General features: G+C 53.6%; 8 protein-coding genes and 1 other RNA gene. 6 read left to right on the top strand and 3 right to left on the bottom strand.

The genetic code is table 11. From position 1 onward, the window contains the following. Nucleotide 1: 1 nt before the first annotated feature. The 4 genes from BUB38_RS03005 (at nucleotide 2) to BUB38_RS03020 (ending at nucleotide 7606) form a co-directional block, all read left to right on the top strand. Nucleotides 2–3163, top strand: a complete 3162-nt coding sequence (locus tag BUB38_RS03005; protein ID WP_073156860.1) for an efflux RND transporter permease subunit — start codon at nucleotides 2–4, stop codon at nucleotides 3161–3163. Between the two features lie 110 nt (nucleotides 3164–3273). Then, nucleotides 3274–4542, top strand: a complete 1269-nt coding sequence (locus tag BUB38_RS03010; RefSeq protein ID WP_073156863.1) for a GspE/PulE family protein — start codon at nucleotides 3274–3276, stop codon at nucleotides 4540–4542. After that, the gene (locus BUB38_RS03015; RefSeq protein WP_073156866.1) at nucleotides 4529–5527 is read left to right on the top strand and encodes an MlaD family protein; all 999 of its coding nucleotides are present in this window, start codon (nucleotides 4529–4531) and stop codon (nucleotides 5525–5527) included. Before BUB38_RS03010 ends, BUB38_RS03015 begins: the two co-directional genes overlap by 14 nt. Nucleotides 5528–5536: 9 nt before the next feature. Beyond that, nucleotides 5537–7606 carry an ATP-dependent DNA helicase RecG gene (locus BUB38_RS03020; protein WP_073156868.1) on the top strand — a complete coding sequence of 690 codons (2070 nt, stop codon included), beginning with the start codon at nucleotides 5537–5539 and terminating at the stop codon, nucleotides 7604–7606. 39 nt (nucleotides 7607–7645) lie between these two features. On the opposite strand, the gene BUB38_RS03025 is transcribed toward BUB38_RS03020, so the two are convergent. Continuing rightward, nucleotides 7646–7951, bottom strand: a complete 306-nt coding sequence (locus tag BUB38_RS03025; protein ID WP_101479569.1) for a hypothetical protein — start codon at nucleotides 7949–7951, stop codon at nucleotides 7646–7648. A gap of 166 nt (nucleotides 7952–8117) precedes the next feature. Here BUB38_RS03025 and BUB38_RS03030 point away from each other — a divergent pair, with 166 nt between their 5' ends. Beyond that, complete coding sequence (locus tag BUB38_RS03030) at nucleotides 8118–9584, top strand: OmpP1/FadL family transporter (protein WP_073156873.1); 1467 nt, start codon at nucleotides 8118–8120, stop codon at nucleotides 9582–9584. A 905-nt stretch (nucleotides 9585–10489) separates the two neighbouring features. Here BUB38_RS03030 and rnpB read toward each other — a convergent pair. Beyond that, an RNA gene (rnpB, locus tag BUB38_RS03040) (RNase P RNA component class A) lies at nucleotides 10490–10870 on the bottom strand. Between the two features lie 99 nt (nucleotides 10871–10969). Between rnpB and BUB38_RS03045 the strand changes: the two genes are divergently transcribed. Next, nucleotides 10970–12739: a BamA/TamA family outer membrane protein gene (locus tag BUB38_RS03045; protein WP_073156878.1), complete on the top strand. Its 1770-nt coding sequence runs from the start codon at nucleotides 10970–10972 to the stop codon at nucleotides 12737–12739. Nucleotides 12740–12824: 85 nt separating this feature from the next. Here the strand turns inward: BUB38_RS03045 and BUB38_RS03050 are convergent, their stop codons facing one another. Next, nucleotides 12825–13109: a hypothetical protein gene (locus BUB38_RS03050; protein ID WP_139258189.1), complete on the bottom strand. Its 285-nt coding sequence runs from the start codon at nucleotides 13107–13109 to the stop codon at nucleotides 12825–12827. Nucleotides 13110–13116 lie beyond the last annotated feature (7 nt).

Here is a 13116-nt window from a genome sequence, read left to right on the forward strand (position 1 = left end):
AATGATTAAGGCAAGTATTTACAAACCAATCACCATGCTCATGGTCATCTTGACCGTGGTGGTGTTCGGTATCTACACCTACCGTATGATGGTGGTGGACTTGATGCCGAAATTCGATATTCCCGTTGTAACCGCAGTGGTTGTCTACCCTGGTGCAAACCCGGAAGAAATCGAATCTACAATTATTAAGCCCGCCGAAGAACAGGTGGAACTGGTGGACGGTATCGACTACGTGCAGTCCATCTGTATGGAAAACTACGGCATTATCGTTGCCATGTTTAACATGGGCATCAACGTTGACGTGGCCGCAAACGACGTCCGCGCCAAGGTGGAACAGGCTGCAGCCGACTTCCCTGACGCAGCGGAAGCTCCGATCATTTCCAAGGTGGACATTAACGCTTCTGCAATTATGTCCATCTCCTTCACCGGTCCCGCAAACTCTACCGAACTCCGCCAGAAGGTGGAAGACGACATTCAGCCCCTCTTCACTTCCGTTCCCGGCGTTGCTAGCGTCGATATCTTCGGTGGTACCACCCGTCAGATTTCTGTGGAATTGGACAAGGACATGCTCAAGAACCGTGGCGTAGATATCGCTACCATGATGGGTATGTACGGAGCCTCTAACATCAACAACCCTGTGGGTGAAGTCATCGGTAAGCGCAAGAATACTTCTGTGCGTACTGCCGGTAAGTTCCGCAGCCTCGATGAAATCCGCAACCTGGACCTCCCCACCGCTTCTGGCGTTATCAAGCTGGGCGAAGTCGCAAAGGTGAAGGACACCGTCAAGACCATTACTTCTGCATCTCGTTTCAACGGCATCAACTCTGTTTCTCTGGATATCAAGAAGCGCTCTGACGCAAACGTGGTGGAAGTCGCCCAGGGTGTGATCAAGCGTCTGAATGAAGTCAACAAGACTCTGCCTCCTGGTTTCGAACTTCACCTGGTTTACGACAAGTCTGAAGCAGTTAGCGAATCTATCGACAACGTGATTCAGAACATTATCGTCGCAATTCTCTTGACCTCCGTCTTGTTGCTCCTGTTCCTGGGTAAGCTTTCAACCATGCTTATCGCAGCCCTGACCATGCCGATTTCCGTGGTGGGTTCCTTCACTCTCATGTACTTCGCCGGTTTCGGTATCAACATGATGAGTTTGATGGCACTTTCCTCTGCAGTGGGTCTGTTGGTGACCAACTCCATCGTGGTGCTTGAAAATATTAACGCCAAGTTGCAAGAAGGCCTTGATCCCAAGGAAGCTGCCTATAAGGGTACTTCTGAAATCATGGTGGCCATTATGGCTTCTACCCTCACCAACGTTTGCGTGTTCGTGCCTATCGCATTCATGAAGTCCATCGTGGGTATCTTCTTCAAGACCTACGGTATGACCATGGTGTTCGCAACGGTTGTGTCCCTCCTCATCACCTTCACTCTTACCCCGCTGATGGCAGCCTACCTGTTCAAGGGCAAGAAGCGTGACGAGAATGGCAACATCATTGAGGAAAAGCCGGGCATCATCGGCAGATTCTTTGGTGCCATCATGGGAATCTTCCCCGCCATCATGAACGGCGTACGCTTCATCTACCTCAAGACCCTTAGCTTTGCACTCTCCATTTTCGGTGTGATTTTCCAGGTTGGCGCCCTTGTCGCCATGGTGATGTTCGTGGGCTACATGGTAAAGAACCACATGACTGTGGAACTTTCTCCCCGTCAGGACCAGGGTATGATGGCAGTGACTTTGGAAATGCCTGTGGGTACCAATATCGAAACAACGGATAGCGTTACCAAGATCATTGAATCCCGCCTGAAGGGCATTCCCGAAATCAGCCAGTACAGTGTGACGGTGGGTGGCGAAAGCGGCTTTACCTCCGTAAACCAGGCCAAGATGCGTTACAAGATGATCAAGCGCTGGGAAGGCCGTACCCGCAGTACCGACGAAATCGTGGACTCCATCCGTCCTTACCTGGCCGACATTCCTGACGCTTACATTTCCGTCAAGAGCACCTCCGCTTCCGAAATGAGTAACAACTCCGCCGGTGACGTGGTGCTTGAAGTTAGCGGTCTTTACGCAGACTCCGTGATTAAGGCCGCCGACATTCTCAAGGCTGCCGTTGCCGAAAAGATTGAAGGTGTCGTTGAAATCAAGTCCAGCTACGAAGCTGGTAAGCCTGAAATCCGCATGATTCCGAATCGCCAGGCCATGGCAGACTATGGAACCACCGTCCAGCAGATGGCTACCTACAACTACATTGCAGTCAGCGGTTACGAAGCTGGTACCTACTCTGAAAACGGTGAAGAATACGACGTCTACTTCCGTATGCAGGAAAAGGACCGCGCAACTCACGCCGACATTGAAGATCTCCCCATGCTCACTCCGAAGGGCTACGTTTCTGCAAAGGAACTCTTCTTCATCGAAGACGGTGCAGGTCCTACCAAGATCGAACGTAAGCGTAAGCGCACCCGAATTGACGTTTCTATGAACTTGCTCCCGGGTCACACCACTGGTGAAATCATGGGTAAGGTTGGCGCTCTTGCTGCAGAAATGAAGGACCAGCTTCCTGATGGTGTTACCACGGGCTTCGGCGGTAACGCAGACATGCAGAACGACATGGTGGAAGAATTTATCGCAGCAATCATCATGGCTATCCTCATGACCTACATCTTGCTGGTGGCTTTGCTGGAAAGCTTCGCACAGCCCTTCATCATCATGACTACCATTCCTATGGGTGCAATCGGTGTGTTCCTGGGCCTCATCTTTACAGGCAAGGCTCTGTCCATGATTGCATTGATGGCTATCGTGATGCTTATCGGTGTGGTGGTGAACAACGCTATTCTATTGCTTGACGAAGCAAACCGACTGCTACGAAGCGGTGCCATGGGACGACGTTCCGCTGTGATGACCGCAGCAAAGTCCAAGTTCCAGGCCATCGTGCTTGCAACACTTGCTTCCGTTGTGGCTCAGCTTCCGCTGGCATTTGCAATGGGTGGTGATGTGGCAGCAATGACCCAGCCTATGGGTATCGCTTCTGTGGGTGGTTTGATTGTGTCTGCAATCCTTACCATGTACCTGATTCCTACCTTCTTCTGGTTGCCCAACGCCATCTTCGGCAAGGTCAAGAAGGGCGCCAAGGCTGTGGCAAACAAGGTAAAGCGCAACAAGAACGACTAACATTTTAGTACATTAGAGAGAGAAGGTCCCGCGAACTCGTTCGCGGGGCTTTTTATTTTGCAAACAATATGCGACACAAAACGTTATACTTTATTTGTATAATTCAGTAGATGAATAAGATAAGTGTCCAATGGTTAAGACGTATCGGAGTCTGCCCCATAGAAGGGGCGGTTGCCGTCCCCAACAAATACGATGAGTTCCTGCTAGAGAAACTCCGAAAGGAACTGAGTGTAAGCCACATAACGCCGCAGGAATTTTCGCCGGCTCAAATCCGCAGGATGATCAGCCAAAGTCCATACGCCAACCGCAACACCAGCCAGGAACTTACCGAAGATATTCTAAAGCAGTCCACCAACTCCTGGGAAGCGGAACCTATTATCAATCTCGTAGACAACTTGCTGGAGCAAGCCGTCGATTCAGGCGCCACAGACATCCACCTGGAACCATTAAAAGATGAACTGCGGATCCGTTTTCGCAGGGACGGACTTCTTGAAGATTTCAAGAGGTTGCCCCTCTGGACCGCCGACCCGATTCTTGTACGCCTGAAAATTCTTGCAGAAATCGACATTACCGACAGGCGGATTCCCCACGACGGGAGCTTTACCTACTGCGGGCTCCAGGGGACCGCAAATGTCCGAGTCAACACGCTCCCCGTTCAAGGTGGCGAAAAATGCGTTCTTCGCCTGCTGCCACAAAGGCAGGACCTAGGCGAGGCACCTCGGGGACTCGCCGCCCTTCATTTCTCTTTAAAAATTGAACGAACCCTCCAGCGGATATTCCAATCCCCTCAGGGGCTGTTCTTGGTTACGGGCCCAACGGGCAGCGGCAAGACCACAACGCTTCACGGAGGACTTCAGGAAATCATCCAAAGAAAAATCAACGTAGTCACTATCGAAGATCCGGTAGAATACACTCTGAACGGGGCCAATCAGGTTCAAGTCAACGAAAAATGCGGGCTTACCTTCGCCTCGGCACTACGGTCTATTTTACGTCAGGATCCCGACGTTATCCTTGTGGGAGAAATCCGCGATTCGGAAACAGCCAAGATTGCAATTCGCGCCGCCCAGACCGGGCACCTGGTCCTTTCTACCCTGCACACCAATAGCGCAAAGGCCGCTTTCACCCGATTGCAGGATTTGGGCATTCAGCGTAACCTCCTGGAAGAATCGCTTCTGGGCATTATGGCCCAGCGTCTTGTCAGATTGAAAAACGGAGGGCGACAGGCCATTGTAGAATTGCTCCTGCCCAACGGATCATTTGCCGACGGGGACCTGCAGGATTCAGCCCGTGGACTTGTGCAACAAGGGGCCGTAGACCAGGCCGAAGTCCATCGAGTCTTGGGAAATCTTTTCTATATTGGTAGCCATGAAGATTTCTGACCGCACATTGGGATACCTCAGCATAGTCGCACTGCTGTTGATATTCGTAGTTGTGGCCTACAGCATGTACAACGCCCACCACGAAGAAACCAAGACCGCCTTGGTGGACTTTCCTGAGTTGGGAACCCTGCAGCCCGAAGACCAGGTGGTTGTTCGTGGCTATACTGTCGGAACCATTGGCTCCGTCACCTGGCTTGGCGACCGCGCCCGCGTGCAAATCAAGTTTAACGAACCCATCATCCTCCGAGAAGGCTCCCAGTTCAACAACGTGAACTACGCCATCATGGGTCAGCGCCGTCTAGAAATTATTCCCTCCAAGACCGGAAATGTTCTTCCCGAAGATTATGTTCATACGGGAACATTCCAGCCGGGCATCGCCGAAGTCCTCCGTTACATTGAAAATGTGAACGAGCAGATGGATGTCATCCGCCACATGGTCCTTATGATTGTCGAAGGGGATTCCACCCACAAGTCCGCCATCCAGATGGTCGAAAACGCCATGACAACCATCGAGGGAATCGCCAAGAATGTGGAACGGCAGCTTTCAATCCTTCAGCCTGCACTCAAGGACGTATTCGCACAGATCGACAACGCCAGCGAAACTCTCATCGACGTAACCTTGCAGGCTGACACCGCCATTAAGGTAGCTGAGCAGACTGTCAACGAAAAAGTCCAGATGGCAGACAGCGCTATCAAGGTCATTTCTGAAGGGGTCGCCCACACCAACGAAATCATCCTCAGCATAGAACAGAACTCCCTGGCCAACCAGCTTATTACCTCCACCGAAACCGTGGATATGCTGAACGACTTGCTAGACAAGCTCAGCAGCCTGATCAAGGCTGTGGACACCAAGGGCATCAAGGTTCTTGACGATGACGGCAACCCGGTCAAGCTGTTTACCTGGAAGAATACCAACCTGATTGGAAAGACCGCCCGCGAAAAGGCTCGCGAACGCGCAGAAGAAGCCAAGAAGTCCAGCAAGTAAGGTGAGCCGATGGATTTGTCGCACCTTCCCAAGATGGGGCCTAAAAGTCTTGACGCGCTAAAGTCCGCAGGCATCAGCTCCCTTTCTGAATTTCTTTACAACATTCCCCGAACTTATCTGGACCAGACCAAGGTTTCTAAAATTGGCGACCTTCATGTAGGGGACCGAGTCGTGTTGATTGGAACCGTCACCAGGGCTGGTCTAATCCGCGGAAGGACTAGCCGCTTTGTGGCCACCCTTACCGACGGCACCGGCGAAATTTCGCTGACTTTTTTTCAAGGGGCTAGTTATCAGAGCAGGCGCGTACAGCCCGGCAGCCACTGGCTGGTAACAGGTGTTGTTGGCGAATACCGTGGGTTCCAGATGACCCACCCCGACATGCAGCCCTTCGATGCCGACGAGCAATTCAACGGCCAGATTTTACCAGTTTACCCCATGACCGAAGTCATGACCAAGAGTCGTATTACCCAGAAGGCCATGCGAAACTGGTACAGGTTTGTATTCAATTTTCCAAATCTAACCTTACCTAATGTCTGCCCCAAGGCGCTGACGGATTACCTCCATTACCGAACCGTGGTAGACAACCTGAAGGCACTGCACCTGCCCACAGATTTTAACGCCATTCGTCAGGCAAAGTTCCAGCTGAAAATTTTGGAACTGCTGCCCTTCTGCCTCCGTATGATCCGCCGTCGCGAAAATCAGAAATTGCGCGGGCACGAACGCCAGGTGGATTTGGGGCAGGTCATGAATGCGAAAACCAGGCTGCCCTTTAGCCTAACCGCCGGGCAGGATGCCGCCCTGAATACGATTGTCTCGGGGCTGAACGGCAAGAAGCAGTTCCATGCTTTGCTGCAAGGTGACGTGGGCTGCGGAAAGACTGTTGTGGCCATGTTGGCCATGCTGGCCGTATGCGGCGCTGGCGAACAGAGCGCCCTGATGGTCCCCACTGATATTCTGGCAAGACAGCACTACAAGCAGATGAAGCCTTTCTTTGAAGCCGCCGGCATGCGAGTGGAACTTCTGGTAGGCGCCACTCCTGCGGCAGAACGTAGGCAGATTCTGGGTGAACTGCGGATGGGACTTTGCCAGGCCGTCATCGGCACTCATGCGCTGTTTTCGAAGGACGTTGAATTTTCGAAGTTAGGTTTCGTCATCATCGACGAACAGCACCGCTTTGGCGTGGGGCAGCGCGAAGCGCTTCTCGCCAAGGGCGAGTATCCTGACCTGTTGGTCATGAGTGCCACGCCTATCCCCCGCAGTCTCGCCATGACTTTATACGGCGACCTGCAGGTCATCTCCATCAAGGAAAAGCCTGCAGGACGTAAGCCCATCAAGACCCGCCTGGTCTCCCCCGACAAGCGCAACGACATGAAGAAGTTCATCGTGAACGAAGCCAAGGGAGGCAATCTCTGCTACTGGATCGTCAGCCGCGTCAACGCCGACGACAACGGCAGTTCCGCCGGCGATAACGCAGCACCCGCCCGCAGCGTCGAGGATGTAGTCAACGAACTGCGCGCCTTCGACAAGACCGTCGTGATAGAGGGCATCCACGGCCAGATGGACGAATCCCAGCGGGATGAAATTCTCAAACGTTTCGCCGCAGGCGAAGTCCATGTGCTAGTTGCCACTACTGTCATCGAAGTGGGCGTCAACGTCCCTCAGGCAAACGTCATGGCCATCGATTCCCCCGAGCGTTTCGGACTGGCCCAGCTCCACCAGTTGCGAGGCCGCGTCGGTCGCGGAGACGTGCAAGCCTGGTGCTTCTTGATGATGCCCGAAGGTGCCGCCGCCGAAAACTCCGTCGAACGCCTCACCCAGTTCAGCCACACCGAAGACGGTTTCGAAATTGCGGAACTGGACCTGAATACCCGCGGTGCAGGTAACCTAGAAGGCAACGAACAGAGCGGCAGCTGGGTATTCCGCTGGTTCGACTGGATCCACGACCAGGAACTGATCAGTCAGACGTTACAGATGGCCGAAAACATATTGAAGGATGCCGCCTTCGACGAGGAAGCCCGTGAAAAAATCCAGACCTGGTACAGCGAGAAAAAGTCCGCCAACGAAGACGGAATCCATTAACAGTTCTCTTTATAGTTAGCGGAACCCTTTCTGCGGTCCCTATAATAAATTGGTCACCGTGCCCACCACTAGGGCACACAGTACCACATTCAAGAAAAAGAACGTCCGGCGCACCACGATATAAAAAAGCGGGAGCCACTGGAGCATATTGTCCACAGGCGCCACCAGTTCCTTGATTCCAAGAAAAACGCTGATCAGGCCAGTAATCACCATCATGAGGGCCCCAACAAAATAGCCTTCGCCCAAAAACAGGATGGTAAGCACCGCACCGAGAATCATGGCGATGACGCCGATAATGACCTCCACGCGTAAAACGATATTTTTCAGCTGTTTTCTATCAATCACACCCTAAATTTAGAAACCCAACCCAAATCGGACGTCCTCCGCATACAAAATTCAGCAGACGGAAATCACACTCTTTTCATTTTGTAATAAAAAAGTAATCTCTTCAGCACAATTTTTGATAATTAATGGTATATTTTGATAACAAAAGATTACCAAAGGACTTTTTATGGGAAAAACATGGGTTAAAACTGCAGCCGTTATTGGTCTGGCCACCTCTAGCCTGTTCGCAGGCGGCGCCACCACCAACAACAACCATTCCGCCGCCTTCCTCCGTAGCGTTGCCCGCAATGCCACTATCGAAAACGACGCTCCCTACTACAACCCGGCCGGAACCGCCTTCATGAAGGACGGCTTCCACCTGTCACTTTCCAACCAGACTTTCTGGCAGGGCCGTACCATTACCACCGAATCTCCCCTGTTCGAGGGTGGTAAAAAGGAATACGAAGGCAACACCTTTGCCCCCTCCATGCCCGGCTTCCACGCCACATGGCATCACGGCAACCTGGCCATTTCCTCTACCGTCGGCGTTATCGGTGGTGGTGGATCCCTGAACTTCAAGCACGGCATCCCCTCTTTCGACTCCCAGCTAGCCTCTCTCCCCATGGCACTCTCTATGGGTGGACTCTCAACTACCAAGTATGACGCCGACATCAAGCTGGAAGCATCGTCTTACCAGATCGGTATCGCCCTGGGTGCCGCCTACCAGTTCGCCAACATGTTCAGCATTTACGCCGGTGGCCGAGCAACCTACTCCTACAACAAGTACGAAGCGACCCTCTCCAACGTAAGAATCAATCCGGAAAACGAACAGTTGGGACTTGACGGCGAAATGGTCAACGCAGCCGCCACCTTCAGCCAGCTTTCCGAAACGTTTGACGAATACGCCACCGCCGCCAAGGAAGCTGCATCCCTCTTCGAAAAAATGGGCGACAAGGCCTCCGCAGCCGAATACGAGGCAACCGCCCAGCAGATGGCCGCACAGTCTGAAGCCATGGCCGGTTACGCACAGGAAGTCAGCGACAAGGGACTTGACGTAGAACAGGAAGGCTGGGGATTCGCCCCCATCTTCGGTGCCTCCTTCCAGTACAAGGGCCTTACCGTAGGCGTGAAGTACGAAATGAAGACCGACCTGGAAATGAAGAACAGCACCAAGAAGAACGAAGTGGGCATGTCCGACTTTGACGACGGCAAGACCGATCACGCCGACGTTCCCGCAGTTCTCGCCCTGGGCCTGTCTTACGCCATCCTCCCCAACACCCGAATTTCCTTCGGCTATAACCTGTGGTTCGATAGCGATGTCGACCTGACCGGAGACACCGAAAACTATCTGGAAAACAGCCAGGAATTCATGTACGGCGTAGAAATCGACCTGTCCAAGAGCTGGACGATCAGCGGCGGACTCGCCGTATTCCGCTGCGACCGCACCGACAACTACGTCAGCGACCTGAGCCAGCTGCTGAACACCTCAACCATCGGTCTTGGTTTCGCCTACCGTGTTACCGACTACCTCCGATTCGATGTGGGTTACTACCACACCATCTACAACAAGGATACGGATCAGGAAAAGTACGGTCTCAACACCTACGAACGCACCAGCCGCGGATTCGGTATCGGCATTGACCTGGATATTTAGTCGCATAAAAACAAAGCAGACTTAAAAAGAAGAAGGAGAAGCCCTCGACGCACCGTCGTGGGCTTTTTCCGTCTCCGCAACCGCCAGAGATTGCCAGCCTCCCGCCCTTGCAAGGCAAGGGCCTGGGTGTCCAGGGGGCAATGCCCCGCCAGAGATGGCCTGCCTCCCGCCCTTGCAAGGCAAGGACCTGGGGGTCCAGGGGGCAAAGCCCCGCCAGAGATGGCCTGCATCCCGCCCTTGCTAGGCAAGGGCCTGGGGGTCCAGGGGGCAAAGCCCCGTCAGAGATTGTCTGCATTCAGCCCTTGCTGGGCAAGGGCCTGGGGGTCCAGGGGGCAATGCCCCGCCAGAGATGGCCTGCATTCAACCCTTGCTGGGCAAGGGCCTGGGGGTCCAGGGGGCAATGCCCCGCCAGAGATGGCCTGCATCCCGCCCTTGCTGGGCAAGGGCCTGGGGGTCCAGGGGGCAATGCCCCGCCAGAGATGGCCTGCATCCAGCCCTTGCAAGGCAAGGGCCTGGGGGTCCAGGGGGCAAAGCCCCGTCAGAGATTGTCTGCATTCAGCCCTTGCTGGGCAAGAGCCTGGGGGTCCAGGGGGCAAAGCCCCGCCAAAGATTGCCTGCATTCAGCCCTTGCAAGGCAAGGGCCTGGGGGTCCAGGGGGGCAAAGCCCCGTCAGAGATGGCCTGCCTCCCGCCCTTGCAAGGCAAGGGCCTAGGGGTCCAGGGGGCAAAGCCCCGTCAGAGATGGCCTGCCTCCCGCCCTTGCAAGGCAAGGGCCTAGGGGTCCAGGGGGCAAAGCCCCGCCAGAGATGGCTTGCATCCAGCCCTTGCTGGGCAAGGGCCTGGGGGTCCAGGGGGCAAAGCCCCCTGCATCTAATAAGACCCCCGCCTTTAGGGCAGGGGTCTTCAAAATAAGGGGCAGTTATAAGCCGGGTTCTGTACCCCTTGCGGGGCGATGACCATCTCTCTGGACGAACTGTTACCAGCCGCCTCAAGCGACCTACCCGGATATCCAACAGGCACGAGCCGCACCTGGCCGGAGTTGCCTCCAGCGGATTCCTGCTTGGTCTTGCACCGGATGAGGTTTACATTGCCACCCCTGTCACCAGGAATGCGGTGAGCTCTTACCTCGCCATTTCACCCTTACCTACATTGCTGCAGGCGGTATAATTTCTGTTGCACTTTCTATCGCGTTTCCGCGCCTGGACGTTATCCAGCATCCTGCTCTGTGGTGCCCGGACTTTCCTCCAGTCTGAATTTCTTCTCGCCGGCGGCCATCCGCTGCCCCGCGCTTAATATAGAAAAACCTAGCATTTGTGGCGAGGCCATTCCGTAGGCATTTTTCGTCAACATCCATTTTTTTTATATTGTGGACAACCTAGGATTTTTATGAACCGATTCTTAAGCACAGCCCTCGTCACTTTTGCAACCCTTGTCACAGCCGCGTTTGCAGAGCAGGATTCCACATTCAAGGACGAAGGCGCTTTTAAAATCGATTCCATCCAATACCACATTGGCGATGCATTCGACGATTCCAAGGTCCACACCAAGTACGACAAGTGGGCCTACGATCTTCTAAACTGGATTCACATCGAAACCCGTGAATCCACCGTCGAAAAACTTCTGCTGTTTAATGAGGGCGACCAGGTAACGTCAATCCAGGTCCAGGAAGCCGAACGTTTCCTGCGTACCCAGAACTTCCTTTCTGACGCCCACATCAATATCGAAAATTCCGACGACAAAAACATCGCCCATGTCCACACCAGCGACAACTGGACTCTCACCGTTCCCATCGGTATCGGTTTCGGCGGCAAGGAATGGTCTTACGACAATCTGGTCTGGAGCATCGGCCTGCAAGAAAGCAACTTTCTCGGTCTAGGCCAGAAGTTGGGATTCTACTACGGACACAACGAATTCCGTGACATGCTTACGCTGGAATACAGCGCCCCCCATTTTCTGTTCCGCTACAACCACCTGGACTTGACCTACAGCTATAACACTGACGGTTATCTCGCCAGCGGCCAGATGTATATTCCCTTCCTGAGCCGTAGCCAGAATCAGTGGGCTTACACCATTGCAGGCCTCAAGAACAAGCGTTACGCCTACTTCTATGGCAGCGGAGATATGCCCGCCGGCGCAACCCATTACGACATGAACGTTCCCGCCGACTCCCTAGACAAATATCTGGGCGAACTCCAGCAATACAACGGCAACGAAACCGTCCAGCTGATGAAGGTCAAGGAATATGTAGACGACTCCCTCAGCTTCCGTGTCAGCAGGTCCTTCGGCGGAACCTTCCGCAAGCTCTATGTAGGCACCACCTACGACTACCGCCGCGAAACAGCCTCCCACGGCAAGTTGTACCGTTACCTGTTTACCGACGGCGAAGACGCCTACGCCATCGACTCCGCCAGCGCCTGGAACGAATGGCTTCCGGAACGCAAGGATTCAAGATTGGGTCTGTACCTGACTCTTTCCAACCTGCGCTACGAAAAAATCAAGAATTTCCACAACGTCAAGTGGACCGAAGATATCGAAAAGGGTTACAGCCTCAAGGCCCAGATTTCCAAGAACTACGAACAGTTGGGTTCCGCCAACAACGACATCCGTCTGGACCTGTGGGGTGAACTTTACCTGGGAACAGGTATGCATCACCTGACCCTGAAGTCCAACATGAACTTCTACCTGGATCACGGGGAACAGCGGGACTTCTACGGAAAACTGTGGGGCGAATACATTTTCCACCCAAGCAACAAGGTTTCTACTGCCATTACGGGACTTGCAGACTTTTATGAAGACGCCCGCTACGGCTATCAGGTTTGCCTAGGCGGCATCAACGGAGGCTTCGCAGGATTTCCCACAGGATTCTACACAGGTCAGGCCCGCGTATACGGCAACCTGGAACAGCGCTACTTCCCCGACTTCGAACTGGCCACTCTGCGCCCCGTTTTCGTCGCCTTCGGAAGCATCGGCGAAACCGCCTGGGATTTCAACGACATCAACCGCAAGGACCTGATCTACGTCGTAGGCTTCGGCGCCCGCTTTGTGCAGACCAAGTCCATCAGCCATCTGATCAACAAGATCGACGTCACCATCCCGGTCAACGGCATACGCAAGGGCGAGCCCCACTACTCCGTCACCACCTCCTACAGCCTGTAGTTAGGTTCCATACAGGGTCCCGTCGATACAGCTTTTCGCCAGGTCGGCCACCGCCGGGCATGCCGAATCCGTATGCAGGAATGGATCAGCCAGAACTCGCATCATCCATTCCTTGGCCAGCAACCACATCTTCCAATTCCTTTGAGATTTCCTCCCTTGATTCGGGAGTCAAATTTCGACCCTTGAAAGAATCCCTTTTTAGTTGAACCTTTAGACTATCAAAGAAAATACCCCGCCATTCATCATCGGCCTTACCCGACAGAATTTTTCCATAGACGTCTTTAACAAACCGAATGGCCTCGTCTAGGTTTTCTTCTTTCAACGGACCATAGATTGCTCTCTTCCCCATTCTGCGGCTTACGGCAAACATATCCCAT

The organism is Fibrobacter sp. UWH5 (assembly GCF_900142505.1).
Lineage (GTDB): Bacteria > Fibrobacterota > Fibrobacteria > Fibrobacterales > Fibrobacteraceae > Fibrobacter.

Excerpts from the sequence above, each read along its gene's own strand:
- BUB38_RS03005 (WP_073156860.1), top strand. The coding sequence starts at position 2 with ATGATTAAGGCAAGTATTTACAAACCAATCACCATGCTCATGGTCATC.
- BUB38_RS03010 (WP_073156863.1), top strand. The coding sequence starts at position 3,274 with ATGAATAAGATAAGTGTCCAATGGTTAAGACGTATCGGAGTCTGCCCC.
- BUB38_RS03015 (WP_073156866.1), top strand. The coding sequence starts at position 4,529 with ATGAAGATTTCTGACCGCACATTGGGATACCTCAGCATAGTCGCACTG.
- BUB38_RS03020 (WP_073156868.1), top strand. The coding sequence starts at position 5,537 with ATGGATTTGTCGCACCTTCCCAAGATGGGGCCTAAAAGTCTTGACGCG.
- BUB38_RS03030 (WP_073156873.1), top strand. The coding sequence starts at position 8,118 with ATGGGAAAAACATGGGTTAAAACTGCAGCCGTTATTGGTCTGGCCACC.
- BUB38_RS03045 (WP_073156878.1), top strand. The coding sequence starts at position 10,970 with ATGAACCGATTCTTAAGCACAGCCCTCGTCACTTTTGCAACCCTTGTC.
- BUB38_RS03050 (WP_139258189.1), bottom strand. The coding sequence starts at position 13,109 with ATGTTTGCCGTAAGCCGCAGAATGGGGAAGAGAGCAATCTATGGTCCG.